Raw genomic sequence first — 23,576 nt, 5'->3', positions numbered from 1 at the left:
GGCTCCGGCGCTGCGTGAGACGGGCTTGGCTTGGTCGCACGCTGCTCGGACATTTGCGTCACCACCGCGAGCCGGCCCTCGTCATTTCGCGGCCTTGACGAATGACGGGTCGATCATCTGCTCCGGCGTCACGTCCGCCTGAAGCAGCCCGGCGTTCTTGGCGGCTGCCTCGACATCGGCGAATGTCTTGGTGGAAAATTCGCCCGTCAGCGCATCCTTGTTTTCGGCGAGAGTATAGTAACGCACGCCATCAAAGGCGGTGTTGAGGTCTTCGACGCTCGAACCGACTGCCTTGGAGATGATCGCCCGGCCGTCGGGCGTGTCGGCATTGTAAGCCTTCAGGGCCGCATCCCAGGTCTTGATCATGGCAAGCACCTGGCCGGGACGCGACTTGATCACCTCATCCCGCACCACGAACACGTCGCTGATCAGGCCGGGATCTTCGCCTGCGGTGAAGAGCAGCTTGACGTCCTTGTTCTGTGCCCTGGCCGCGGTGAGATAAGGCTCATAGGTAACCGCGACCGGAACCTGGCCAGCGATCAACGCGCTGCCGGCATCCGCCGCCGGCATGGGAACCGGCTGGACATCGGCGATGGACATGCCGTTCTTGGCGAGCGCGTATTTGAGGAGGATGTCGCTCGTCGTGCCTTCCTCAAAAGCCACCTGTTTGCCCTTGAGGTCGGCGACGGAGGCGATGTCCTTGCCGGCGATCATGGCGTCCGCCGTCATGCTGACGTCGAGCAGAAGCACGATCTTCACCGGCAGGCCGGCCGCAACCATTCCCATAGCCGTGTGGGTCGCGATGTTGGCCGCATCGAGCTGGCCGCTCGCCAGGGCGGCGTTGATGTCCTTGTCCTCGGCGAAGTTCACGATCTGCACGTCGGACAGCCCGTTTGCCTTGAACAGACCCTTGGCTTCTGCGACGTGCCACTGGCCGTAGCCAAGCCATGGCTCGATGCCGATCTTGAATGTTCCTGCCTCAGGCGTCGCCGGAATTGTCGTGTCGGCCGCGTAGACCGCCGGGGCAAACCCGACGGCAGCAGCCATAACGAGTGCCCGAAATTGTCCTGCTAGGTTACGCATCATCTTGTTCCCCTTGATGATCAGGCCGCTTTTTTGAACCAAACATCCGGCCTGGTGAGAATGCGGGCTTCTGCTCTTGCGGCACCGTGCCTCGGCATCTTAGCTGTTCGTTCAACGAAAGTGCGACGACACTTCAACGTCAGCAACAGCGGATGTCAAGGCTAAATACATACATGCATATACAAGTTAGCCCCTCCTTCCGACTCTGATTCGCTTCACTGCGATCAGGTTTTTTTGGATGGAGAATATCGACTGCCAAGCGAGTAGCGGCTGCCAACGTAAGTCAGCTTGCTGATCGTGGCAACGACGGCGCCCGTCCATGTCCGGCGATGCAGAAACAGGCAGCAGCTGCCGACGTCGATGCCCAGATACCGCGCCGTCTCGGCATCGGCAGGGGTCGCCGAGATGATGTGCTCGACCTCCGTCACCGGGGTTTTCTGCATGAGGTAGTCGTAAGTCGCTGTCCTGGAAAAATCCTGCTTGTCATAGTCGGGTATCAGGCCCGGGTTGACGAAGCGCTCTTCCAGTTGCACAGGCAGGTCGTTCTCGAAGTTGACGACGATGGAATGATAGACCGACACGCGCTTTGCAAACTCGAACGAAAGCGCGAGCTCCTTTGTCGGCATGATCTTTTCGAGGACGATAACCTCGGAGCGATGCCTGTTTCCCCGCGCGACAATTTCCGCCGCGATGTTGTTGATCTCGATCAGTGCGGATTGCGGTCGAGGTGGCGCGATGAATGTGCCGACGCCCTGGAGCCGGATCAGAAAACCCGCAGAGGTCAACTCCCGCAAGGCACGATGGACCGTCATCCGAGACACGCCGAGTGTCGCCACGAATTCATTTTCGGACGGCAGCTTGCGGTCCTTGCTCCATCGCCCCGTTCCGATGTTCGTCAGGATGTAGTCCTTGACCTTCTCGTAAAGAGGGCTGGCGGTGTCGGGCAAAGTTATCATTTCAAAAATCCTTTCCGGCAAGGTTCGGAAATCACAGGCGCCCGGCACACCGCATCCGGATGATTGTTTTCAAGCCGTCACCCTGCCCCGCCAACAGCCGCTCATAGGCTGCGGGAACATCATCCAGGCCGATCTCGCGGTCGATCAGTTCGACCATGGGCTCGGTCAATTCGCCGAGCATCCGAATGGCGTCGGGAAGCTCATCGGCAAAGGCGTGGCATCCCAGCAATGCTATTTCGCGTTCAACCAGGATGTTGGGATCGATATCGAGGCGCCCATGGAATATGCCGACCATCGCAACGGTGCCGCCGGCATCGAGAACCTCGAGCAACTGGCCGAGTGCTGCGACGCTGCCGGTTGCTTCGACGGCAGCGAGCAAGGGGGCATCCGTGGTGGCGGCGGCAATGGCGTCCCGGTTCAAATCGACGATGCTGGCGCCGGTCACACGCGCCACGCGGGCGCAGCGGCCAGGGTTGCGATCGGCGACGAGCACGGTACCTGCGAATGTCCGGGAAAGCAGCAGTGCGGCAAGCCCGCCGATAGTCCCGCAGCCGACGACAAGAACGGAGCCGGCCGTTTTCGGCAGACGCCGCACTGCGTGCAACGCTACAGCCAGCGGCTCGGCCATCGCCGCGACCCGTTCGTCAAGCGCGGCATCGACGACGTGCAGCAGGCGCGCGGGCAGGACCGCCTGTTCGGCAAATCCGCCGTCGCATATCTCGCCGACGAAGCCCAGCGACGTGCAAAGATGCCGCTTGCCTGCATGGCATTGCGCGCACTCTCCACACCAGAAACGGGAATCGGCGACCACGCGTTCGCCAAGAGCGACAGTGTCCACACCGTCGCCGATGGCGATCACCGTGCCTGTCAGCTCATGGCCAGCCGTCGAAGGCGATCGGCTTATCCATTGGCCCGTGCCGAAGTTGTGGAGATCGGAACCGCAAATGCCTGCGGCATCGACCCTCAGCTTCACCCAGCCCGGCTCGGGAGCGCCTGGCGCGGCGATATCCTCGACGCGCAAGTCGCCGGGTCCATAGAGTCGCGCCGCCCTCATCGTCATCGTTTCCGCTCAGCCGGCGAGATAGCGATCGCGGATCTCCGAAACCGCGTTCTCATGCGAGCTGAATCCTTCGTAGCGGGCGAGCCTGCGGGCATGCAGGGCGAGTTCCGGATAGGCCGCCGAGGTCACATAGCCGACCGACGATCTCTTGACGAAATCCGTCACGGAAAGCGGTCCAAAGGTTCGCGCCCACCGGCTGGTCGGCAGCACCGCATTGGGTCCCAGGACGAAGTTGGCGAGGGTCACCGGCGTATGCGGACCCATGAGGATCTCGGCGGCTTCCGTGATACGTCCGAGATGCGCAAATGGCTCGGTTGACAGAATCTCGAGGTGCTCCGGCGCATAGTCGTTGATGAACCGGTAGCTGTCCTCCAGCGACTCGGTCAGCACGATGCCGCCGCGCTTTCCAGTCAGCACCGCGCGCGAGAACTCCACACGCTGTTCGCTCATTCGGGACCAGTGTTCCGGTATCGCAATCAACGCGGCTTCGGCGACCTTGCGGCTGTGCGTCACCAGGTAGGCCGAGGAATCCGGCCCGTGCTCGGCCTCTATCAACAGGTCAAGAGCGGCCAGGCCGCCGTCGACGCTGTCATCGGCAAAGATGATCGCTTCGGACGGACCGGCGGGGAGACCTGTGTTGATGATCGGGGACAACACGCTCTTTGCCGCCACCACCCAGGGGCTCCCCGGCCCGACGATCTTGACGGCAGGCTTCACAGTCTCGGTCCCATAGGCGACGGCGGCGACCGCATGGGCGCCGCCGCACTTGTACACGGTCTCCACGCCGGCGATGCGGGCAGCAACCAGCGTCGCGGCGTCGACGGAACCATCCGAAGTCGCAGGCGTCACAATCGCGATCTGGGGAACCCCGGCAATCACCGCCGGAACCGAGGTCATCATCGTCACCGAGGGAAAGGCGCCTTTGCCGCGCGGAACATAAAGCGCAACGGAAGCAATCGGTGTGTATCGGTCACCCGCATAGGCGCCCGGCCGAACTTCCTTGAGCCACATCGTCTCCGGGCGCTGCTCCTCATGGAAATGCCTTATGTTCTCGATGCCGAACCGGATACTCTCGACGACATCCTTCTCGACCTTGTCGAATGCCGTGTCGAACTCCGCTTCCGAAACTTTCAGTCCACCGTCGGCAACATCGGCTTTGTCGAGTTCGCGTGCAAACCGGAGCAGTGCCGCGTCACCTTCATCCTTGACAGCCTGGATGATTGGACAGACCTTTTCGATGAAAGAAGACAGATCTCCTTCGGCGCGTTTCAGTAAACTGGCCCGCTGATCGACACTGAGGGATGACAGGCGGTGGAAGCTGACGTCAGACATGGCGGCTCCTTTTCTTAGAACGCAATTACGATTAGCGCTTGTCGATCACTTCTGGGACACGTCTCCGGCCCCTGAAGCCTTCAAATCGATGCGAGAAAGCCTCCATCCACGGGAATGGACTGGCCGGTTATGTAGGCTGCCGCATCCGAAGCGAGGAACACCGCGATTCCGTGCAGGTCCGAGAGATCACCAAAACGGCGCTGCGGAATCTTGGCGAGCATCGATTGCTGCCATCCCTCGTTGCTGTAGAACACGTCTGTCATCGCTGTCCTGAAATAGCCAGGCGCAATGGCGTTGACCCGGATCCCGAGATCGGCCCACTCCGCTGCAAGCGCCCGCGTCATGCCGAGGAGGCCTGATTTCGACGAGCCGTACGGCACCGCCGTGGGAATCCCGACCTCGGAGGTCAGCGAGCAGAGATTGATAATGACGCCGGGCCGTCCGGCGTCTCTCATCTGCCGCGCGGCGGCTTGGGCGCAGAAGAAGGCGCCTTTGAGATTCGTATCGACAATCCGGTCCCACAAGGCCTCGTCGACATCGAGTGAAGGCCGGACCTCTTCCACCCCCGCATTGTTGACGAGAATATCGAGACCTCCGAGCAGGCTGCCGGCCTCGGCTGTCGCCGCCCGGCAGCGGTCGACATCGGTGACATCCAGGGCGATGGCATGCGCGACCCCGCCGGCGGTGCGGATGGCGGCCATCGTCTTCTCGAGCGAGGCCACGCTGCGCGCCGTGACCGCGACGTCGGCGCCGGCCGCGCTGAGCGCCTCGGCGATGCTGCGCCCGATGCCACGGCTTGCGCCGGTTACAAGCGCCTTCCTGCCTGACAGATCGAAGAGAGATGCGTTGCGCATGTCATCCTCCTTGGTAATGTCGCGCTTGGACCGATCGCGTCGAGACTATCCGAATGCAGCTTATCTATACAAGCATGTACATCATGGCTGTAGTGCGCCATGCGGAACTTTGCTTGTCAGCGCGGCAGCGCATTGGCCGACATCGGACCGGACTACGCGGTTCGCCCCAGCCCATCTGGAGTTCATCGGGAGGGGATAGATGAAGCGCGCAGTAGACCACGACGCGATGAGCGTGGTTGGCTATACCACCCCCTGGAGTGCCAAAGCAGGCCAGCGGATCAAGCTCAGCCTGTCATGCGATCGGCCGATAAAGGCCACACGAATTTGCCGGCTCGACAAACCGGCTCCGGAATTTCTCGCCTGGCCCATCGAAACGGTAGGTGAAGCACGGCGTCGGCATTTCGACCAAGGGTCGTTCCTGTTCGTGCGAGCCGGCGAACTGGCCAAAGTACAAGCCGTCCACGGCATTCGTTTCGAGCTGTTCCTCACGCGCAACGAAGGTGCGCGCACGATCCTGGAGGCAGGCGCCCTCGGGCTGCGCCTCCGCGACGGCGCATTTGTCGTGGAAATCGGCGGCGAAACCCTTGTCGAGAAAAAGGCGCCAACTGGTGTGTGGCTCACCGTCGAGTTGGACCTGCGGCAGGAACAATCGCGTCTGCGCATCAAATCCCATGATCTTCTCGCGCCTTACGAACTCCATGAAGGTTTTGGCGGCCCGGCGCGGAACCTCCAGGCGCACGGCATCCATTTCGGCGCAAGTGCCACCAACCACGAACCTACCCTCAACGCGAAATTTGCTGCGATCCGGCTCGACACCCCACACGGGACTGTTGCCTGGAATTTCCCAACGCTGTTACCAACGCAACCGATCCTGTCGTCGGGCGGAGCAGATCCGCTGCTCCTAGATGTGATCAATCAGCCAGCCTTCTGCGTGACTTCGGCACGCTGGGACGGATCGAGCTTCGAGCCTCGCTTGGTGCCGTCGCACTACGACGCTATCCATTGCCACGACGACGACATCGGCCCGCTTGAGTGGCAGGCATCGCACCGCGCGACGATCCCTGAAAACGCACACCCAGGCGTCTACGCGTTCCAGGTCGAATGGGAGGGTGGCTACGAACGCGTGGTGTTCTTCGTCACCTCTTCACAGGTTTCGTCGCCGCTGTTGTATCTCGTGCCGACGGCCACCTATCTCGCTTATGCGGACGAATATCTCCCGGATCATCTTTATGAATGGAAAGGCGACGACCGGGGACATCGCTTCGCGATCGCCAACAATCTGAAATCTCTTTACGACTATCATTCCGACCTTAGCGGTGTTTCCATCTGTTCCTACAAAAAGCCGAAAGTGACGCTCAGGGACGATTACGACTATCCGCTCTGCGGCTGCCCACACAATTTGCCGGTCGATCTGCATTTCCTCCGATTCTGCCACGACAATGGAATCGTGTTTGACGTCATGACCGATCACGATTTGCACGAATGCGGCATAGACGGTTTGCGTCGACATCAAGCCGTCGTCACCGGCAGTCATCCCGAATATATGTCGATCGAGATGGAGCAGGCGCTGCGGCAGTTTGTAGCCGAAGGCGGCAGCATCGCCTATCTCGGCGGAAACGGCTTTGCTGCCACTGTGGCTTTCAAGGACGATCTGATGGAGTTGCGGCGCTCGCCGCTGGAGGCCGGCCGCACCTGGGACGGCCCGGTCGCCGAACAGGCGCTGTCGATCACCAACGAACCAGGCGGCTATCTCCGCTGCCGCGGCCGAGGCGAATTCTCGCTGATCGGCGGTGCAATCTCATTGATGGGTTTCGATGGCGCACGCCCCTTCACGCGCACTGAGGAAAGCCATGAAGCAGGATGCGCATGGCTGTTCGAAGGCGTTGAAAATGCGACCTTCGGCACCGACGGCATCGTGCTGGGCGGTGCCGCGGGCTACGAAGTGGATGCGACGGATCCAGCCCTCGGCACTTCCGCTGACACCGTCGTGATCGCGCGTGCGACGGGATTTCCCGACAGCTTCTTTCAGGATCCGACGCGCTGGTACGAGGGCGGGGATAGGCAACGCATCGCCCGCCGCTGCGCCGAAATGACCCTGCGAAAGCTCGCAGCAGGCGGCTTGATCTTTTCCGCAAGCTCGGTTGCCTGGTGCGGCGCGCTGCCAGCCGCAGGCGCCATGAACGATGTCGGCAGGATCACGCTCAATCTGCTTACCCGCCTCGGCGCCACGAAAGGAGAACCCGGCCGAGAAAAATCGATAAGCTGATTGGCGCCGTTACGGCAAGACCCGTATCCGGTTTTGGGAATCAAATCAGTCGGCGTGCAGCGGCTTCGTCTCCCATGCCTCTCGCCACCTGGCGGACGGCAGTTGCCTCAGCCGCAACCTTCAGGTGCGCTGCTTTGACAAACGGCGCTGAACCAGAATTTGGCGCGGCATCAACGACACCCTCGCCGACTAGGCAAGGAAGCTCGGTATCCCTTCTTCGGCGGCGTGCAAGCGTTGTCGGACTATCCCGCAACGAATTGTCGGAACTGACCGATCTGGCCCGTCCTTGGGTCTCACCAGCGCAAGGAAGACGCGATGAGAGACCTGATCTTGAAGATGTCCATATCGATCGACGGCTTCGTGAGTGACCTGGATGGCCGAAACACATGGATGTTCGGCGCCGATCAAGAGGCGAAGGCCTGGGGCGTAGAGTTCATATGGAACTCGAGCCTGCACATCATGGGCAGCCGCAGCTTCCGTGACATGGCCGCCTGGTGGCCGACCTCCTGCGAGCAGTTCGCGGCGCCGATGAACCAGATCCCCAAGGCCGTCTTCTCACGACGGGGACCGGAGATCCTGAGGGAGGTGAGCAAGTCGGCGGCGCTCGATGAGGCTCGCGCCGTCAACGCGGGAACCGGACAGCCGGCGAAGTTGCAGCCCGGTGGTGAAAGTTGGGCGGAGGCCTATGTGGCGAGCGGTGACTTGGCGGAGGAAGTCGCGAAGTTGAAAGCCCAAGAGGGCAAGCCGATCATCGCCCACGGCGGAGTGAGCTTCGCCCGCAGTCTCGTCGCCCAAGGACTGGTCGACCAGCTCGCCCTGATGGTGGCCCCCGTGGCGCTGGGCAAAGGCCTGCCGCTGTTCTCCGAACTCGCCGCGCCGATGTCTCTCAAGCTGGTGAGCTCGAAAGCCTTTCCGGGGGGGCGCAGTGGCGCAGATTTATCGGCCAATGTGAACACGTCAGAGAATGTGTGCAGCCAACGAACCGACGAAGTAAGGGCGAGGTATAAATGAATGCGATCCCTTCGGATCGTCGTCGATCGATAGGAGCCTGTGCATGGCGAAGCTTGTGTTCGGAATGATGCAGTCGCTCGACGGCTATGTCGCTGGCGCCGAGGGCGGGCCCGGGCTGCCGATGCCGGGCGAGGCGCTCCATCGCCACTTCAACGCCCATGTGCGCGGGATCGCCGGCAGCCTCTACGGCCGGCGCATGTACGAGGTAATGCGCTATTGGGACGAGGATCAGCCGGGACAGGACCACGTCGGGCGCGACTTTGCGGCGGCCTGGCGGGCGCAGCCGAAATGGGTCGTCTCTCGCACCCTGAAGTCGGTCGGGCCGAACGCCACGCTGGTGGACGACGATCTCAAAGGGTTCGTTAGGGCGCTTAAAGCCGAACACGAGGGCGAGATCGAAGTGGCCGGACCGGAGCTTGCGGGTAGTCTGACCGAGCTTGGCCTTATCGATGAGTACCGGCTCTACTTGCGTCCCATCGTGCTTGGTCGCGGCAAGCCATTCTTCGCCGGCCCGCGGCCGCCGCTGCGTCTCGTGGCCAGCGACCGGGTTGGCGAGGACGCGATCAGAGTGACGTACGTTCCCGCCTGATCACAACCCATCCGACACCCTAACGTCCGTCGGACCGAATTGAGTTCATTCCCACTCGATTGTGCCTGGCGGTTTGCTCGTCACGTCATAGACGACGCGGTTGATGCCGCGTACCTCGTTGATGATGCCGGTGGCGGCGGCGCCCAGGAATGCCATGTCGTGACGGTAGATATCCGCGGTGCTGCCATCTACCGATGGTGACGCTTTCGGCGCGTATGCGCGTACATACCGATAAGGGCAGCGGTCACGAGCCGCGCTGTCCCCACGGGCATTGCTCTACCTGCGCCCTTCAAAGAAAAGGAGCATTGTGACGGGGCTTAGCTATAGATGCTGTAGCATTGATCTAATGCGATTTATCGCAGCATCGACACCTTGCCTAGGCAGACTTTCAACCTTGTAAAATGAAAGGAACGTAAGCGAGGCTTGAGGAGCACAGGTATTCAGAATAGCTGTCTTGAGAACACGCCGCACTGGCCGCCTGAGGATCAGCCAATCGACCCACCAAGGTGAGCCCAAAGTGGTTATTGCAACCACCTTCCTTAACTGGCGAAGTCGCGGTTGTATGGCACCAAGATCGGCTGCGTGATCGTATGCAATACCAGGCACCCATACCCTGTCGAACCAGCCCTTCAATATAGCTGGAGGTCCGAACCACCACGTGGGAAAAATCAAGACGATAGTCTCGGCCCAGAGAAGATCCTCAATCTCTTTAGCTACCTCTATAGTCTCGAATCCGGAATAGTAGCTCGCGCGCTCCGCCGGTGTAAGAGCCGGGAAGAAGCCAGATCGATACAGATCAACATGTCGGCACTGGTGCTTCGCATCCATCAGGGTGTCGATAGCTGCGTTCGAAAGCGTTTGGCAAAGGCTTGGATTGAGTGGATGAGCCGTGACAATCAAACATCGCATACCAATATTTTGAATCCTCCCCAATTTGATTGCGCTGCGCGTCATCATTCGTGCGGCGCGGTGCTCGGGCAAAGCTTCTCATACCAATCATGGATTTCGAAATAGCTGTACGCGCCACAGTCTTCAAAGAGCAATTGTTTTTCGACGCCGAGAATGGCCCTTCTACAGCGGTACGCTCGAGACAGCGCCATCGGCGACCTGCCAGGCATCAGTCGCGCGATATGGACAGCCCCGCGAGAAGCGGCGCGTACGCGGCGAGCCTGCGGGATACGAACTCCGTGAAGAGCCGCACGCGCTTCGTCTTGCGTGTCTCCCCCTGTGTGAGAAGCCAGAGCGTTCCGTACATGTGCAGGTCGGTGCCCGGCACCCTCACCAGTAGGGGGTCGGCATCGCCGACGAAGCAGGGCAGTGTCGTGATCCCGAGCCCTTGCCGTACAGCAACGATCTGCGCCTCGGCGTCCGTGGTCCTGAAGGGAACCGCCGTGGTACGAACCTCACCCTCGCTGGCCCATTCCGGAATTCCATGAATGCTTATGACGATCCACCGGATGGGATCAGGCGCGCCCGCACGCCACGCGGCTAGTCGATCGCAGGACATGTAGACGCCGCCGAACAGCTCCGGTCCCTTCAGGCCGTGAAGATTGAGCGGCAGGGTTTTGCGATCGTAGACGACGCGGATCGCGACGTCGGCCTCTCGGTTGGTCAGATTTGCCAGCTCGCCGGACGACAAGATTTCCATCTCGATGTCCGGATGCAGACGCGCGAAATCGGCGAAGTCCGGCATGAGCAGGTGTGTCGCGAGGGGCGGTGCCAGCGTCGCCCGCAGAAGCCCGCGCACGCTCTGGTCGCGCCCGAAGACGCGCGTCTCCAGCAGGTGCGACGACACTTCCATCTGGTCCGCGAACTCGAGGACCTCCTCGCCCGCAGCCGTCAGGCGGTAGCCCGAAGGCAGCTTTTCGAACATGTGCACCCCGAGGCGTTCCTCGAGCTGGGCGACACGTCGCAGCACGGTCGAGTGGTTCACACCGAGGCGCTCGGCGGCGGCCCGCACCGAGCCTCCGCGCGCGACGGCAAGAAAGTAGCGAACGTCATCCCAGTCGATCATGGTGCAATCCGGCACCGCGCGGTGCGCCTTCCAAAGCCCGTATCTAACACATCGAACAGCGGTCATCATAGCCTATGTCGACGAGCGCGGCTCAATTCCGAACGGCGGACGCCGATCGTCGCGGCTGGCGTCAGTCGTCCAGCCGGATCGATTTCGCACCACCGATGTGCGCGCTTCCGCACTCAACAACTGACGCCGGCGGACCCATTTCGAGGTTCTCGGAGGCAGATGCTGTCCCGACACCACGAAAGGAGAAGTCATGGGAAAGCTTGAGGGTAAGGTTGCAGTCATCACGGGTGGATCGAGCGGCATGGCGCTGGCGAGCGCCAAGCGGTTCGTTGAAGAAGGCGCCTATGTTTTCATCACGGGCCGGAGACAGGAGGCGCTGGACGAGGCCGTCAAGCTGATCGGCCGGAACGTGACCGGCGTGCGCGGCGACGCGGCCAATCTCGACGACCTCGACCGCCTGTTCGATACAGTCAAGCGGGAAAAGGGCAGGATCGACGTCCTGTACGCGAGCGCCGGCACAGGCGAAGCCGTCCCACTGGGCGAGATTACCGAGCAGCACTTCGATGCGGCCTTCGGCCTGAATACGCGCGGCACGCTGTTTACGGTTCAGAAGGCGTTGCCGCTGTTCAACGATGGCGGATCGATCTTCATGACCGGGTCAGTTGCTTCGGTGAAAGGTTTTCCTGGTTACAGCGTGTATGCGGCGAGCAAGGCGGCGCTGCACGCATTCGCACGCGGGTGGCTCAACGAACTCAAGGGCAGGAATATCCGGGTGAACGTGCTGCACCCGGGGCCGATCGCCACACCGATGCAGGACCAAGTTCTCACCGAGGAGGCGAAGCAGATGTTCGAATCCCTGATCCCGCGGGGAAAGATGGGGCGTCCTGAGGAAATTGCGACGGCCGCGCTGTTTCTTGCTTCCGACGATTCGAGCTTCGTGAATGGGGTGGAGTTGTCCGTCGATGGCGGCTTCTCGGCCATCTGAAATCGCGCCGGATCGCGGGAAGCGGCTGACCGGCGGGAACTAGCGTGTCCATGGTGGAACGACCACGCAAAGGTCGCCACACAGCGGAACGAATAACCCAGCGCCGTTGAAGGCCGGGGAATCAATACCAACACGGATCGGAGAAGCATTATGAGCTACGCAATTGTAGGATTCGGTAAGATAGGCCAGGCCCTCGCCCACGCCTTCGCCCGTAAAAACATCGACGTGGCCGTCGCGAGCCGCCGGCCGCCCGAGGCGTTGGCGCCGCAGGCTCGGGCGATTGGACCCACGGTCGTCGCCAAGTCGCTGCGGGATGCACTCGAGGCCGACACAATTATCTTGGCGGTCCCGTTCGGGGAGCATCGCGAGGTTGCGAAAGCCCTGCCGAGTTGGAAAGGCAAGACGGTCATCGACGCGACGAACGCGTTTCCAGTGCCTGAAGAGCTGGACGGCCTCCCGTCCTCCGCCTTCGTCGCGAAGGCGTTCACCGGCGCCAAGCTCGTGAAAGGGTTCAATCATCTGGTTGCGGCCACCCTGGCTGCCGATCCGATCGTCGAGGGCGGGCACCGTGTCGTCTTTCTGTCGAGCGACGACGAGGACGCGACCGCTCCCGTGGCGGCCTTGGCCAAACAACTCGGGTTCGCACCCGTCAAGCTGGGAAAGCTCAACGAGGGTGGCGCGCTGGTGCAGGCACGCGGCCGCACTTGGGGCCAGCTCATCTTCCAGGATTTGTTCAAGAAGGAGCAGTAATCGATGTACGACCATGTGACCTGGCCCGAGCGATATGATCCGAAAACGTCGGCCATCTACGCACTCAACGACATTGACGTGAAGGCGCCGCCTGAAGCGGTCTGGAAGCTGCTCGTCGAAGCCGAGAATTGGTCGAGCTACTTTCCCGCCGAGGATCAGGTCAAGATTCTGACGGGGGAGCCGGAACTGGCGCTCGGAACGCGATACAGCCGTGTGACGGTTGGATTTCCGATGAGTCTGGTCGTGACGGAATGCGAGCCCCTTCGCAGGCTCGCATGGGCGACGACAGTTGATGGCGACGAGACCGGCTCAAGCGCATACCATGGCTGGGTCATCACGCCTACAGACCATGGCTGCCATGTGCTGACCGAGGAAACGCAGCAGGGCCCCTTCTTCCTCGATGAGCTCGGGCGCAAACATCCCGGCGCACTCTACCGGTATCACCAAGACTGGGTCGAAAGCCTCGCCCACGCAGCGGAGGCGGAAACAGCGAAGACGACAGTGGATTGATTGCGCTTCCTATTTAATCTTGGAGATGAATGAGATGAATATCGAACTCAAAGGCCGCAAGGCCATCGTTACCGGATCCACCGCCGGTATCGGCCGCGCGACGGCGGAGGGGTTGGCGCGTGCCGGTGCATCGGTCGTCGTCAACGGCCGTGGAAACGCTCGGGTCGATGAGGCGGTGCGGCAGCTGCGGCAGGCCTTCCCCGGCAGCGACATCTCGGGTATCGCCGCTGATCTTGCGACAGCGGAGGGGGCAAAGGCCTTGATCGCGCATGCGCCGGACGCCGATATCCTTGTGAACAACGTCGGTACAGCACACATCCGGAGCTACAACGGCGTCGAGGATATCGCAAATATCCCCGATGAGGACTGGCTTGACCTCTTCCAGTTGAACGTAATGAGTGGCGTGCGCGCGAGCCGTCATTACCTGCCGCGGATGGTGGCGAAAGGCTGGGGCCGCGTCGTGTTCATAAGTAGCGAATCCGCAGTCAACATCCCTAAGGAAATGCTCGACTATGGCATGACCAAGACCGCTCAACTCGCGGTCTCACGCGGGCTTGCCGAGGCGGTCGCGGGCACGGGCGTCACCGTCAACGCCGTCCTGCCGGGACCTACCCGCTCTGAGATCCTGGGCAACTTCATGGCGAAACAGGCTGACGCAAATGGAATCACGCAGCACGAAGCCGAGCAGGGATTCCTGCAGGCGATGCGTCCGACGAGCCTCATCCACCGCTTCGCGACCACCGATGAGGTGGCCAACATGATCATCTACACATGCTCGGAGCAGGCTTCGGCGACCACCGGCGCGGCTTTGCGGGTGGATGGTGGCGTGGTCCGCTTCGTCGCGTAGCAGGACGACCAAATTGTTCCGTTCGCCAACTCGGGTCCGCTGTCGGCCAAGCTGCTGAAGCATGGCACGCTTAAGTCTACAGGGATCTGGCGCACGGCATGCGCACGATCCACGCATTGCGGGAGCACTCTGAAACTATGCGAGGCACGAGAACGTATTCAGCTACGGCGCCGTCCCCGCTGTGCTCGGCGGCCGTGCGCTCGTCTCGTTGGTCCCGCCCCGGGGCTTAGACCATGATACAAATCCACGGAACATGACGTCTATTGTCCGAGGAATTGGATCGGCGCTCCAATCCCAATCCAAAGCATGTGCTGTGGACGGCGCGGTGTATCGATCCCTTTGAGCCTCTCTACACATAATCGAAGGTCTATCGCCGACCTGCAAAACGGCTGCTTGTTCTTGCAGAATCGCCCGCGAACTATCGCTTCCTATCGTTGACCAACAATTTCCGAATATATCCGACAGTACTCCAACCTACTCTACCGTACGCCCCATCATTCCCACTCGATTGTTTTAAGTGATCGTAACGCATTGAATTCCCTGCACAAATTCTTTCTGCACGCAATGAAGAACCGTCTCCCCGATCCGTCAGAAATTTGCGCTCTTGAATTCAAAGGAGAATTTCGGCGATTCAAAATCTGCTCGGTTTCAGCGACTATCGGCATCGATTGGTCGATTTTCGACATTCTTTAGCTGTGCCTTCACGATCCCGTCGGCAAAAAGACCGTCACGGCTCGCAAGAGCCTGAACGACACGCAGTTCCTCTCATGCCTTGATCCGTCCCGGACTTACGCCTTGGCGGCGTTCTGTGCAGCCTCGAATACATCGCGTGCGGACGTCGTACCCGCTACGTGCTCCGTAAGCACGTGCACCAACGTTTTCGAGTGTCGTGCAAACGCTGTACCCCGCCATCAAAGCCTCTAGCTCGCTAATGGCGGCTTCCAAGCCAGAAGGGACATCAATCTGACCGGCCAAAGACGCCCCGCTCCACCGAGCGGGGGCGTCTCCCCTGTTAATCCCTGTCAGCTTGCCGGATTGCGTGCGATGACGATCCACGCCGCGCCGTCGATCATCACCGACCGCTCGCCGGGGAGGCCCGCGAAGGCGGCACGAACCGCGGCCGAGGCGCGGGCGCGGATGTCGTCGGGCTGATCAGCGAGAGCGCGCGACAGCGGGCCGACCTCGAGTGTCATCTCCACCGCGTCGTCGATCGCCGCGTCCCGCGTCCCCCCCTCGCCGAACGGGATGGAGGCATCGAATGGCGCGATAGCGACATCGGTGAAGCCAGCCGCCGTTAAAATACGCGCCACCCGCCCCTGGTCGCCAAACGAGAACGGGCCGGGCGCTTCGGGATCGGGCGGCGCCGTCGGCGGGACGATGCCCTTGATCGCGCCCATCGGCAAGCGCACCCAATCGTTCTCGGCCATGCCGCGCCAGCAGACGAAAGCGACCCGCGCGCCCGGCTTGAGCGCACGGCGCATATGAGCGAACGCCGCCGTAGGATCGTCAAAGAACATCACTCCGAAGCGCGAGAACAGGATGTCGAACGCGCCCTCGGGCAACGCGGTGCTGCTGGCGTCGGCCACCTGGAACAGGGCCGGCGTATCCTGCGGCGCTAGCGCGCGCGCTCTGCCGATCAGCGGTTCGGATATGTCCACGCCTAGCACATGGCCCCCCGCGCCGACGCGGGCGGCCAGATCCAGACTAGACGCCCCCGCGCCGCAGCCGACGTCCAGCACGCGTTCGCCCGTGGCGGGCGCGGCGGCTTCGATCGCGGCCTGGCCGAACACCGCCATCATGGCATCGAGCCGGGCCTGGTAAGCGACCCAGCGCTCCCCGCTTTGGCCATTCCAGTCGGCTACCTGATAAACATTTTTCTCTGCCATGCCATATCCTTGTTCTGATTCTTTCTTTGCTAGGCTCTCCCCTCAGGGGAGAGGGGGCCCGCGTTCCGTGACACCGGCCCGCAACCTTCAGAATATGATCGCCCGCGGCAACCGGAGAAGGAAATCTGTGCTCTCAAACCAGCATCGACTGCTGGGAGAAGATGCCCGCCATCGCGCCGTGCGATGATGCCGTGGTGACCGAGGGCATGAGGGGGTTGGCGAGGTCGCCGGCGGCGTAGATGCCGGGCATGCTGGTTTCGCGGCGCTCGTCGACCTTGAGGGCGATGCCGAGGGGCGTATCGACCGTGGCGAGGCCCAGTGATTCATGCAGGCTTGCGGACGGCTTGTTGCGCGGATGCGCGAACAGGATGTCGACCGCGACATTGGGGCCGGTATCGAGATTGACGGTGGCGATATGGTCCCCGTGATGGGCGATCTCGGTGATCCGGCCATCGACGACAGGTATGTTACGACGCGCGAGATCGGCCCGGATATCGGGCGGAATGTCGTGACCATCGGCGAAGAGCGTCAACCTGTCGGTCCAATCGTGGAACAGCCTGACAGACTGGTGCGACTGCGGGCCGGACCAGACGAGGCCCCAATGCTGGCCGGCGACTTCAAAGCCGTCGCAATAGGGGCAGGGCACGATGGACGTGCCCCAGCCTTCGGCAAAGCCCGGAACATCAGGCATCTGGTCGGCGACGCCATAGCTCAGGATCAGGCGGCGCGCCCCAAGGCTTTCGCCATCGCCAGTGAGGACGGAGAAATCGTCGACGGCGCCGGAGACGCTGTCGGCCCGGGCATTGACCAGCCTGATCGTGGGATAACGCGCCAGCTGCTGCCGCGCCTCGGCCAGGATGTCCAGCGGTGGCTTGTGATCGTGGCCGAGCAGACCATGCGAGTGGCCGGCGAAGCGGTTGCGCGGCAGGCCGGTATCGAGAACGGTGACCTTGCGGCGGGCACGGCCGAGCTGCAGGGCGCCGGCTAGACCGGCAAAGCTGCCGCCGATGATGATGACGTCATCCATGGTGATAAGCTCCGTGTTGTGGATGGAGGGGGTTGGGCTGGGCCTGGCGCGAAATATCGTCCACCGATACGCGCTCGAGACGGTCAGCGAGCAGGGCTTCGGCATCGACGAGAATGTCGCCCATCACTGTGTTGACCGGCCGGACAATGCCGCATTCGATATCGCCGGGCGGCCCGGGGAAACTTGATTTGGAGGACAGGTTGAAACCTACCCGTTGGCTTGCACATTTCAGATACTGCATGGTATCGTAATGCAAGAATTATAATACTGTCAAGTACTGGAATTGTCGTGACCGAAAACAGCCAGGGCCGGCGCGGCCGGCCCGCCAACGAGGCGCTTGGCCAAACGATAGTCGACGCCGCGTGCGAACTCTTTGTGGAATTGGGTTTTCAAGCGACGACATTGGACAAGGTCGCCCAGCGGGCGAAGATATCCAAGCTCAGCATCTATCGGCACTTCGAGAACAAGGAGGCGCTGTTCAGCGCGGCCATCGCGGCCCGCTGCCATCAGTTTGCACCACAGGCCCTTTTTGAAGGCGTCGACGGTTCGGCCGAAGATCAGCTCATGACGGTGGGATCATCCCTGCTTCGCACGCTGTTGAGCCCGGACGTCCGCAGTGTCGAAGCCATGGTCATGGCCGACAAGACGAATCAAAAGTCGTTAAGCAAGCTCCATTACGAAGCTGGCCCCGCCCATGTCATCGCCCAAATCGAGGCCCTGTTGCGCCAGTTGCACGCGAAGGCGGTTCTGAACGTGCCCGATCCTCTCCGGTCTGCCCGCTTGTTTGCCGCGCTTTTCAAAGGATCCGATCTCCTGATTATCGCACGCTTCGATCAGGCGAGAGCAGAGGACGACAACGAAATCGAATCCTATTGCCGGTCGGCCGTCGCCATGTTCATCGCCGCGCACGGTGGCAACGACCACGCGGGCGGATAAGCATTTGATTGCTCCGGGCAGCTTGGCCGGGACCGTGGTCCAGGCGCTTCGTCATATTGGGCCGGCGCGCGCGGCCGAGCTTGCACAGATCGCGGCACCTCATCTTTCTCCCAACTATAAAAAGACGCTCGCATCTACCGCGGTCCAAGCTCCCGCCTGGATGCGGTCGACGCTTCTCTCCATCGCAGATCCGGCAGCAGTCGGGACAACATTTGATAGGTGATGCGACGGTGCCATCCGACGATATGCGATCGGGTCCGGAACATCGATCGGTACCGCAGCCAAAGCTGAAACTATCTATGTCGATAACTAAAGTACCGTCAGCGCGGAAATGTCATGCTACGGGGCATTTTCGTTATATATTTCAAAGCGTTGACACACAGAAAAGTACCGTCAAACCCTAAAAACGAATGACGGTACTTTTTAGAATGCTCTGTCGGATACGAAAAACACCGTCAAAAGTACCGTCAGAGTGATCTGCTACAAGTTGCGAGCCGCGCCAGGCGCTCCGATAAACTTGACGATTTCAATGACTCGATAGATTTGTCAATTCCATTGATAATGTGCCTTGGCTAGCAGTCTGCCCTGCCCGCAAATCATTGTATTTTCTGCGAAATACTACGCTAGAGCCGCCTATCATCGCCGTTTCCCTCACTCCCACTCGATGGTGCCTGGCGGTTTGCTCGTCACGTCGTAGACGACGCGGTTGATGCCGCGTACCTCGTTGATGATGCGGGTGGCGGCTGCTCCCAGGAATGCCATGTCGTAATGGTAGAAGTCGGCCGTCATGCCGTCGACCGAGGTGACGGCGCGCAGCGCGCAGACGAACTCGTAGGTGCGGCCGTCGCCCATCACGCCGACGGTCTGCACCGGCAGCAGCACGGCGAAGGCCTGCCAGATGGCGTCGTAGAGTCCGGCCTTGCGGATCTCGTCGAGATAGATGGCGTCGGCCTCGCGCAGGATCTCCAGCTTTTCGCGGGTGATGCCGCCCGGACAGCGGATGGCGAGACCGGGACCGGGGAACGGATGCCGGCCAATGAAGCTGTCGGGCAGGCCGAGCTCCTTGCCGAGCGCCCTCACCTCGTCCTTGAACAATTCGCGCAGCGGCTCGACCAGCTGCATGTTCATGCGTTCGGGCAAGCCGCCGACATTGTGATGCGACTTGATGGTCACCGACGGGCCGCCGCTGAAAGAGACGCTTTCGATGACGTCGGGATAGAGGGTGCCTTGTGCCAGGAAATCGGCGCCGCCGAGCTTCTCGGCCTCCTCCTCGAACACTTCGATGAACAGCCGCCCGATGGTCTTGCGCTTCTTCTCGGGGTCCGACTCGCCCTCGAGCGCGCCGATGAAACGGTCCGCAGCGTCGACCAGGATCAGCGGCAGATTGTAATGCTGGCGAAACATCTCCACCACGCCTGATGCCTCGTCCTTGCGCATCAGACCGTGGTCGACAAGGATGCAGGTGAGCTGGTCGCCGACCGCCTCATGGATCAGCAAGGCCGCGACCGAGGAATCGACGCCGCCCGACAGCGCGCAGATCACCTTGCCCTTGCCGACCTGTTTGCGGATCGTCTCGACCGCGTGCTCGCGGTAGGCGCGCATCGTCCAGTCGCCTTCGGACGCACTTATGCGGTAGTTCGCTCCTGGAACAGCGTCTCGATCAGCGGGCACTCCGGCAACGTGCCGTCAGCGCATTGCGCGACCACCTCCTTCAGCATGCGCTCCATCCGTTTGAGGTCAGCGATTTTCGTCCGCACGTCCTTAAGATGGGCGGCGGCCACATCTCTTGCCTCGCCGCAAGGCCGATCGCGTTCATCCACGAGGCGCAGCAGTTCGCGGATTTCATCGAGGGAAAAGCCTAGCTCTCGCGCGCGTAGCACGAAGCAAAGGCGCCGCTCGTGCATGGTGTCGTAGCTGCGATAGCCGCTCGTCGTACGCGGCGGCTCGGGCAGAAGGCCGACCTTCTCGTAGTAGCGCACGGTCTCCAGGTTGCATCCCGTTCGCTGGGCGAGCTCGGCCCGCTGCAGGCCCTTCACCACGGTGTGATCGCGCATCGCAAAATCTCTCTTGACCCTGTAGTGACTACAGACTGCATGTTACGACAGACTTGGCATTTCGGCAAGGAAAGAGAGGCCTGATATGCTCGCATCGCGACCGGGAACGGCAGACACGGCGGCCGCTACGACAGTTCTCGCCGCGTCCGAGCGGGGCGAGGTCGGACGGCAACGCCTGATCGCCCTTGGCGGCATTCTCGGCGCGCTTGCCGCTTCCTCCTGCTGCATCGTGCCGCTGCTTCTGTTCAGCCTTGGCATCGGCGGGGCCTGGATCGGCAATCTGACGGCGCTCGCGCCTTACAAGCCATTCTTCGTCGCCGGCACGGCAAGCCTTCTCGGATGCGGCTTCTACCTCGTCTACTGGAAGCCCAGGCGAGCCTGCGCCGATGACGCCGCTTGCGCGCGCCCAATCCCCAACGGCCTCGTGCAGCTCGCGCTCTGGATCGCGACCGTGCTGGTGATCGCCGCCTTCGCCTTCGACTATGTCGCCCCACTGCTGCTTCGCGCCTAATACCAAGAGGAGCCCGTCCCGTGAACAAGTATTTGAACACGCTCGCAATGATCAGCTCGGTGATGGTGGCTCCAGCCGCCTTCGCCGGTGAGCGGACCGTCACATTCGCTGTCGACAACATGACCTGCGCCTCGTGCCCCTACATCGTGAAGAGCTCGATGGCGGCGGTCCCCGGCGTTGCGAAGGTGGCCGTCTCGTTCCAAGCCAAGACCGCGACCGTGACGTTCGATGACACGAAGACGAACCCGAACGCCATTGCGACCGCCAGCATGAATGCCGGCTATCCGGCTCATCCGGTGCAGCAGGGCAGTTGAGATGCGTGACCGAGCCTTGGTCCGCGCAGGCGTGGTTGGCGCCATTCTCGCAGCGATTTGCTGCGCGGCGCCACTCCTCGCCGTGGGCCTGCCCCTGGCCAGCCTCAGTGCATGGCTGGCGGGTGCGGGTCCGGTGGTGTTTCCCTGATCGTCGCGGGCCTCGGTCTCGTCGCGTGAGGCTTCCACCATTGCCGGGCAAAAGCGGCGGGCTGCGAGACGAGGATTCATAAGGAAGGCGTGAAACCATGAATGATTGCTGCGCATCCTCCTCATCACGGGACAAGCTTGCAGCTTCGGCGTCCGCGACGCTGCCCAGCTACACCGTGCGACCCGGCGTGACGTTTCCGGACTGGTCCGTGGTCACATCGCCGGCGGTCCAAGATGCCCTGCAGGCCATGGTCGGCTCCGACCATGTGTTCGATCGCTGGAGCGGCTACGATCCCGCCACGGACCGCGTTCGCGTCGCACTGCTCCAACTCTACGCCGAAAACGGACGAGCCCCGACTGCAGGCGCGCTCGCGGAGCGCGCGGGGTTGAGCGGGACGGCCATCCGGCCTCTGCTCGAAGAGCTCCGCGGTCGCGACCTGGTCGTCCTCGACTGTGAGCGGATCGTCGGCGCCTATCCCTTCACGGACCGAGACACGGGGCACCACGTCACACTGGACGGGCGTGTTCTCAACGCAATGTGCGCTGTCGACGCGCTCGGCATCGGCGCCATGACCGATCGCGACATCGCGATAGCTTCGCGCTGCCGCCATTGCGGTGCACCGATCCGGATCGCCACGCGGAACCAAGGGCGGGGGCTGGCCGAGATCGAGCCGCGATCGGCCGTCATGTGGCATAGCGTCCGCTATGAAGGCGCGTGCGCCGCCAGCTCGCTATGTGCGACGACCGCCTTCTTCTGTTCGGACGACCACCTCTCTGCCTGGCGCGGCGAGCGCTCCACGGACGAGCCCGGATTCCGGCTGTCGATCGAGCAAGCGCTGGAGGCTGGCCGGGCTCTTTTCGGGCCCAGCCTTGCTGGCCTCGATACCGCGGCAGAATCCTCGGTCGGCTCGACATCGAAGACGGCCGCAGTCGCGGACTGTCGCTTTCGCACGAACGGTCGCAATGGTGGCGCCTACGATCTTGCGGTGATCGGTGCCGGTTCGGCCGGCTTCTCGGCCTCCATCACAGCTGCCGATCAGGGCGCACGGGTGGCCCTCATCGGCAGCGGCACCATCGGCGGCACCTGCGTCAATATCGGATGCGTACCGTCGAAGACGCTGATCCGCGCCGCCGAGACGCTGCACAATGCTTGCGTGGCAGCGCGTTTTGCCGGCATCACGGCCGAGGCCGAGCTGACGGACTGGCGCGGAACCATCCGTCAGAAGGACGCACTCGTTTCCGAACTGCGCCAAGCCAAGTACGTGGATCTGCTGCCGGCCTATAACGGCATCGCCTATCATGAGGGCGCGGCGCGTCTCGTGGAAGGTGGTGTCGAGGTGAACGGCGCGCGCATTCCCGCCGGCAAGATCATTATCGCGACCGGCGCGCGGCCGGCTGTTCCCGCCATCCCTGGCATTGAGGACGTGCCCTATCTGACCAGTACGACCGCGCTCGATCTTGAGGAGCTACCACGATCGTTGCTCGTCATCGGAGGCGGCTACATCGGGGCGGAACTCGCCCAGATGTTCGCCCGCGCCGGCGTCAAGGTGACGCTCGTTTGCCGGTCTCGGCTGCTCCCCGAGGCCGAGCCCGAGATCGGCGCGGCCCTGACGGGGTATTTCGAGGACGAAGGGATCACCGTGGTCTCTGGCATCGCCTACCGTGCTATCCGCGGGACCGAGAACGGCATTGTGCTCGACGTTTCCATCGACTGCCACGATACGACGATCGACGCCGATCAGGTGCTGATCACTACCGGTCGCACGCCCAACATCGAAGACCTTGGGCTCGCCGAGCACGGCATCGTGCTCTCACCGAAAGGCGGCATTGTCGTTGATGACCGCATGCGCACCTCCGGGGCCGGCATCTATGCTGCCGGCGATGTCACCGGCCGCGACCAGTTCGTCTACATGGCCGCCTATGGTGCCAAGCTTGCTGCCAAGAATGCGCTCAACGGCGACAGCCTGCGCTACGACAACAGCGCCATGCCTGCCATCGTTTTCACCGACCCGCAAGTGGCGAGCGTAGGCCTCACCGAGGCCGCGGCCCGTGCCGCCGGACATGCCGTCCGTGTCTCGACGATCGGTCTCGAGCGGGTGCCGCGCGCACTCGCCGCTCGCGACACCCGTGGGCTCATCAAGCTCGTGGCCGATGCCAGCAGTGGCCGGTTGCTCGGCGCGCATATTCTCGCGCCGGAAGGAGCCGACAGTATCCAGACCGCGGCGCTGGCGATCCGGCAAGGCCTCAATGTCGAGGATCTCGCCGATGCGATCTTTCCGTATTTAACCACTGTCGAGGGCTTGAAGCTCGCGGCACTCGGCTTTGCCAAGGACGTCGCCAAGTTGTCGTGCTGCGCTGGCTAGGATTGCGTTCATTTTCCGATTGCGACGCCAGCTGCGCCGATCTCCAGCGAACCGCCGAATTGTACGCTCCAG

Annotated in this window: 22 protein-coding genes and 3 pseudogenes; 12 read left to right on the top strand and 13 right to left on the bottom strand. The window is 62.0% G+C overall.

Annotated features, from left to right (window positions below; all coding sequences use genetic code 11):
• Positions 1 to 81 precede the first annotated feature (81 nt).
• The 5 genes from NKI58_RS07950 to NKI58_RS07930 all read right to left on the bottom strand — a co-directional run bounded on the left by NKI58_RS07950 (position 82) and on the right by NKI58_RS07930 (position 5,285).
• Positions 82 to 1,083: an ABC transporter substrate-binding protein gene (locus NKI58_RS07950; RefSeq protein ID WP_502896457.1), complete on the bottom strand. Its 1,002-nt coding sequence runs from the start codon at positions 1,081 to 1,083 to the stop codon at positions 82 to 84.
• 224 nt (positions 1,084 to 1,307) lie between these two features.
• Positions 1,308 to 2,039, bottom strand: coding sequence for a histidine utilization transcriptional repressor HutC (gene hutC, locus NKI58_RS07945; RefSeq protein ID WP_023676188.1), 732 nt, complete (start codon positions 2,037 to 2,039; stop codon positions 1,308 to 1,310).
• 31 nt (positions 2,040 to 2,070) lie between these two features.
• Positions 2,071 to 3,093: a zinc-dependent alcohol dehydrogenase gene (locus NKI58_RS07940; protein ID WP_352784054.1), complete on the bottom strand. Its 1,023-nt coding sequence runs from the start codon at positions 3,091 to 3,093 to the stop codon at positions 2,071 to 2,073.
• 15 nt (positions 3,094 to 3,108) lie between these two features.
• Positions 3,109 to 4,431, bottom strand: coding sequence for a histidinol dehydrogenase (hisD, locus tag NKI58_RS07935; RefSeq protein WP_352784051.1), 1,323 nt, complete (start codon positions 4,429 to 4,431; stop codon positions 3,109 to 3,111).
• Positions 4,432 to 4,511: 80 nt separating this feature from the next.
• On the bottom strand, positions 4,512 to 5,285 hold the full coding sequence (locus tag NKI58_RS07930) for an SDR family NAD(P)-dependent oxidoreductase (RefSeq protein WP_352853112.1): 774 nt from the start codon (positions 5,283 to 5,285) through the stop codon (positions 4,512 to 4,514).
• A 226-nt stretch (positions 5,286 to 5,511) separates the two neighbouring features.
• Between NKI58_RS07930 and NKI58_RS07925 the strand changes: the two genes are divergently transcribed.
• The 3 genes from NKI58_RS07925 to NKI58_RS07915 all read left to right on the top strand — a co-directional run bounded on the left by NKI58_RS07925 (position 5,512) and on the right by NKI58_RS07915 (position 9,151).
• The gene (locus NKI58_RS07925; RefSeq protein WP_352784047.1) at positions 5,512 to 7,551 is read left to right on the top strand and encodes a N,N-dimethylformamidase beta subunit family domain-containing protein; all 2,040 of its coding nucleotides are present in this window, start codon (positions 5,512 to 5,514) and stop codon (positions 7,549 to 7,551) included.
• A gap of 315 nt (positions 7,552 to 7,866) precedes the next feature.
• Positions 7,867 to 8,562, top strand: coding sequence for a dihydrofolate reductase family protein (locus NKI58_RS07920; RefSeq protein WP_352784901.1), 696 nt, complete (start codon positions 7,867 to 7,869; stop codon positions 8,560 to 8,562).
• Between the two features lie 43 nt (positions 8,563 to 8,605).
• Positions 8,606 to 9,151, top strand: a complete 546-nt coding sequence (locus NKI58_RS07915; protein ID WP_352784898.1) for a dihydrofolate reductase family protein — start codon at positions 8,606 to 8,608, stop codon at positions 9,149 to 9,151.
• Between the two features lie 45 nt (positions 9,152 to 9,196).
• Here the strand turns inward: NKI58_RS07915 and NKI58_RS07910 are convergent.
• The 3 genes and pseudogenes from NKI58_RS07910 to NKI58_RS07900 form a co-directional block, all read right to left on the bottom strand.
• A pseudogene (locus NKI58_RS07910) lies at positions 9,197 to 9,364 on the bottom strand (GMP synthase (glutamine-hydrolyzing)); the annotation flags it as partial.
• Between the two features lie 108 nt (positions 9,365 to 9,472).
• Positions 9,473 to 10,060: an NAD(P)H-dependent oxidoreductase gene (locus NKI58_RS07905; protein WP_352784077.1), complete on the bottom strand. Its 588-nt coding sequence runs from the start codon at positions 10,058 to 10,060 to the stop codon at positions 9,473 to 9,475.
• Between the two features lie 208 nt (positions 10,061 to 10,268).
• Positions 10,269 to 11,165 (bottom strand): LysR family transcriptional regulator, encoded by an 897-nt coding sequence (locus NKI58_RS07900; protein WP_352784043.1) that lies wholly within the window; start codon positions 11,163 to 11,165, stop codon positions 10,269 to 10,271.
• A gap of 259 nt (positions 11,166 to 11,424) precedes the next feature.
• Between NKI58_RS07900 and NKI58_RS07895 the strand changes: the two genes are divergently transcribed.
• The 5 genes and pseudogenes from NKI58_RS07895 to NKI58_RS07875 all read left to right on the top strand — a co-directional run.
• Complete coding sequence (locus tag NKI58_RS07895; RefSeq protein WP_023676197.1) at positions 11,425 to 12,159, top strand: SDR family NAD(P)-dependent oxidoreductase; 735 nt, start codon at positions 11,425 to 11,427, stop codon at positions 12,157 to 12,159.
• Between the two features lie 150 nt (positions 12,160 to 12,309).
• Complete coding sequence (locus NKI58_RS07890; RefSeq protein ID WP_352784040.1) at positions 12,310 to 12,909, top strand: NADPH-dependent F420 reductase; 600 nt, start codon at positions 12,310 to 12,312, stop codon at positions 12,907 to 12,909.
• 3 nt (positions 12,910 to 12,912) lie between these two features.
• The gene (locus NKI58_RS07885) at positions 12,913 to 13,419 is read left to right on the top strand and encodes an SRPBCC domain-containing protein (protein ID WP_352450990.1); all 507 of its coding nucleotides are present in this window, start codon (positions 12,913 to 12,915) and stop codon (positions 13,417 to 13,419) included.
• 34 nt (positions 13,420 to 13,453) lie between these two features.
• The gene (locus tag NKI58_RS07880; RefSeq protein WP_352578786.1) at positions 13,454 to 14,266 is read left to right on the top strand and encodes an SDR family NAD(P)-dependent oxidoreductase; all 813 of its coding nucleotides are present in this window, start codon (positions 13,454 to 13,456) and stop codon (positions 14,264 to 14,266) included.
• A 3-nt stretch (positions 14,267 to 14,269) separates the two neighbouring features.
• A pseudogene (locus tag NKI58_RS07875) lies at positions 14,270 to 14,382 on the top strand (alpha/beta fold hydrolase); the annotation flags it as partial.
• A 906-nt stretch (positions 14,383 to 15,288) separates the two neighbouring features.
• Here the strand turns inward: NKI58_RS07875 and NKI58_RS07870 are convergent.
• From NKI58_RS07870 to NKI58_RS07860, 3 genes are all read right to left on the bottom strand, one after another.
• A complete protein-coding gene (locus NKI58_RS07870) occupies positions 15,289 to 16,152 on the bottom strand; it encodes a class I SAM-dependent methyltransferase (protein ID WP_352578785.1) in 864 nt (287 codons plus the stop codon).
• 133 nt (positions 16,153 to 16,285) lie between these two features.
• Entirely contained in the window at positions 16,286 to 17,179 is an 894-nt protein-coding gene (locus NKI58_RS07865) for an NAD(P)/FAD-dependent oxidoreductase (RefSeq protein WP_352457588.1), read from the bottom strand.
• Positions 17,172 to 17,420 carry a hypothetical protein gene (locus NKI58_RS07860; RefSeq protein ID WP_352623144.1) on the bottom strand — a complete coding sequence of 83 codons (249 nt, stop codon included), beginning with the start codon at positions 17,418 to 17,420 and terminating at the stop codon, positions 17,172 to 17,174. Before NKI58_RS07860 ends, NKI58_RS07865 begins: the two co-directional genes overlap by 8 nt.
• Before the next feature lie 47 nt (positions 17,421 to 17,467).
• On the opposite strand from NKI58_RS07860, the gene NKI58_RS07855 reads away from it, so the two are divergent.
• Positions 17,468 to 18,115: a TetR/AcrR family transcriptional regulator gene (locus tag NKI58_RS07855; protein WP_352623143.1), complete on the top strand. Its 648-nt coding sequence runs from the start codon at positions 17,468 to 17,470 to the stop codon at positions 18,113 to 18,115.
• A gap of 651 nt (positions 18,116 to 18,766) precedes the next feature.
• On the opposite strand, the pseudogene guaA reads toward NKI58_RS07855, so the two are convergent.
• Together guaA and NKI58_RS07840 are read right to left on the bottom strand one after the other, a co-directional pair.
• Positions 18,767 to 19,726 (bottom strand): annotated as a pseudogene (gene guaA, locus NKI58_RS07845) (glutamine-hydrolyzing GMP synthase); the annotation flags it as partial.
• 14 nt (positions 19,727 to 19,740) lie between these two features.
• Positions 19,741 to 20,169 carry a MerR family transcriptional regulator gene (locus tag NKI58_RS07840; RefSeq protein WP_352593727.1) on the bottom strand — a complete coding sequence of 143 codons (429 nt, stop codon included), beginning with the start codon at positions 20,167 to 20,169 and terminating at the stop codon, positions 19,741 to 19,743.
• An 85-nt stretch (positions 20,170 to 20,254) separates the two neighbouring features.
• On the opposite strand from NKI58_RS07840, the gene NKI58_RS07835 reads away from it, so the two are divergent.
• The 3 genes from NKI58_RS07835 to merBA all read left to right on the top strand — a co-directional run bounded on the left by NKI58_RS07835 (position 20,255) and on the right by merBA (position 23,504).
• A complete protein-coding gene (locus NKI58_RS07835) occupies positions 20,255 to 20,680 on the top strand; it encodes a mercuric transporter MerT family protein (RefSeq protein WP_352623142.1) in 426 nt (141 codons plus the stop codon).
• A 20-nt stretch (positions 20,681 to 20,700) separates the two neighbouring features.
• Positions 20,701 to 20,994, top strand: coding sequence for a cation transporter (locus NKI58_RS07830; RefSeq protein WP_352623141.1), 294 nt, complete (start codon positions 20,701 to 20,703; stop codon positions 20,992 to 20,994).
• A 245-nt stretch (positions 20,995 to 21,239) separates the two neighbouring features.
• Positions 21,240 to 23,504 (top strand): bifunctional organomercurial lyase/mercury(II) reductase MerBA, encoded by a 2,265-nt coding sequence (merBA, locus tag NKI58_RS07825; RefSeq protein ID WP_352784891.1) that lies wholly within the window; start codon positions 21,240 to 21,242, stop codon positions 23,502 to 23,504.
• The last annotated feature ends 72 nt before the right edge of the window (positions 23,505 to 23,576 follow it).

Source organism: Mesorhizobium sp. M0522 (genome assembly GCF_040321085.1).
Lineage (GTDB): Bacteria > Pseudomonadota > Alphaproteobacteria > Rhizobiales > Rhizobiaceae > Mesorhizobium.
The sequence above is the reverse complement of the archived record's forward strand: the minus strand, read 5'-3'. Positions and strand labels throughout refer to the sequence as shown.

What these genes read in the sequence shown, in the direction of transcription:
- NKI58_RS07950 (WP_502896457.1), bottom strand. Translation starts at nt 1,083, where the DNA reads ATGCGTAACCTAGCAGGACAATTTCGGGCACTCGTTATGGCTGCTGCC.
- hutC (WP_023676188.1), bottom strand. Translation starts at nt 2,039, where the DNA reads ATGATAACTTTGCCCGACACCGCCAGCCCTCTTTACGAGAAGGTCAAG.
- NKI58_RS07940 (WP_352784054.1), bottom strand. Translation starts at nt 3,093, where the DNA reads ATGAGGGCGGCGCGACTCTATGGACCCGGCGACTTGCGCGTCGAGGAT.
- hisD (WP_352784051.1), bottom strand. Translation starts at nt 4,431, where the DNA reads ATGTCTGACGTCAGCTTCCACCGCCTGTCATCCCTCAGTGTCGATCAG.
- NKI58_RS07930 (WP_352853112.1), bottom strand. Translation starts at nt 5,285, where the DNA reads ATGCGCAACGCATCTCTCTTCGATCTGTCAGGCAGGAAGGCGCTTGTA.
- NKI58_RS07925 (WP_352784047.1), top strand. Translation starts at nt 5,512, where the DNA reads ATGAGCGTGGTTGGCTATACCACCCCCTGGAGTGCCAAAGCAGGCCAG.
- NKI58_RS07920 (WP_352784901.1), top strand. Translation starts at nt 7,867, where the DNA reads ATGAGAGACCTGATCTTGAAGATGTCCATATCGATCGACGGCTTCGTG.
- NKI58_RS07915 (WP_352784898.1), top strand. Translation starts at nt 8,606, where the DNA reads ATGGCGAAGCTTGTGTTCGGAATGATGCAGTCGCTCGACGGCTATGTC.
- NKI58_RS07905 (WP_352784077.1), bottom strand. Translation starts at nt 10,060, where the DNA reads ATGCGATGTTTGATTGTCACGGCTCATCCACTCAATCCAAGCCTTTGC.
- NKI58_RS07900 (WP_352784043.1), bottom strand. Translation starts at nt 11,165, where the DNA reads ATGATCGACTGGGATGACGTTCGCTACTTTCTTGCCGTCGCGCGCGGA.
- NKI58_RS07895 (WP_023676197.1), top strand. Translation starts at nt 11,425, where the DNA reads ATGGGAAAGCTTGAGGGTAAGGTTGCAGTCATCACGGGTGGATCGAGC.
- NKI58_RS07890 (WP_352784040.1), top strand. Translation starts at nt 12,310, where the DNA reads ATGAGCTACGCAATTGTAGGATTCGGTAAGATAGGCCAGGCCCTCGCC.
- NKI58_RS07885 (WP_352450990.1), top strand. Translation starts at nt 12,913, where the DNA reads ATGTACGACCATGTGACCTGGCCCGAGCGATATGATCCGAAAACGTCG.
- NKI58_RS07880 (WP_352578786.1), top strand. Translation starts at nt 13,454, where the DNA reads ATGAATATCGAACTCAAAGGCCGCAAGGCCATCGTTACCGGATCCACC.
- NKI58_RS07870 (WP_352578785.1), bottom strand. Translation starts at nt 16,152, where the DNA reads ATGGCAGAGAAAAATGTTTATCAGGTAGCCGACTGGAATGGCCAAAGC.
- NKI58_RS07865 (WP_352457588.1), bottom strand. Translation starts at nt 17,179, where the DNA reads ATGGATGACGTCATCATCATCGGCGGCAGCTTTGCCGGTCTAGCCGGC.
- NKI58_RS07860 (WP_352623144.1), bottom strand. Translation starts at nt 17,420, where the DNA reads ATGCAGTATCTGAAATGTGCAAGCCAACGGGTAGGTTTCAACCTGTCC.
- NKI58_RS07840 (WP_352593727.1), bottom strand. Translation starts at nt 20,169, where the DNA reads ATGCGCGATCACACCGTGGTGAAGGGCCTGCAGCGGGCCGAGCTCGCC.
- NKI58_RS07835 (WP_352623142.1), top strand. Translation starts at nt 20,255, where the DNA reads ATGCTCGCATCGCGACCGGGAACGGCAGACACGGCGGCCGCTACGACA.
- merBA (WP_352784891.1), top strand. Translation starts at nt 21,240, where the DNA reads ATGAATGATTGCTGCGCATCCTCCTCATCACGGGACAAGCTTGCAGCT.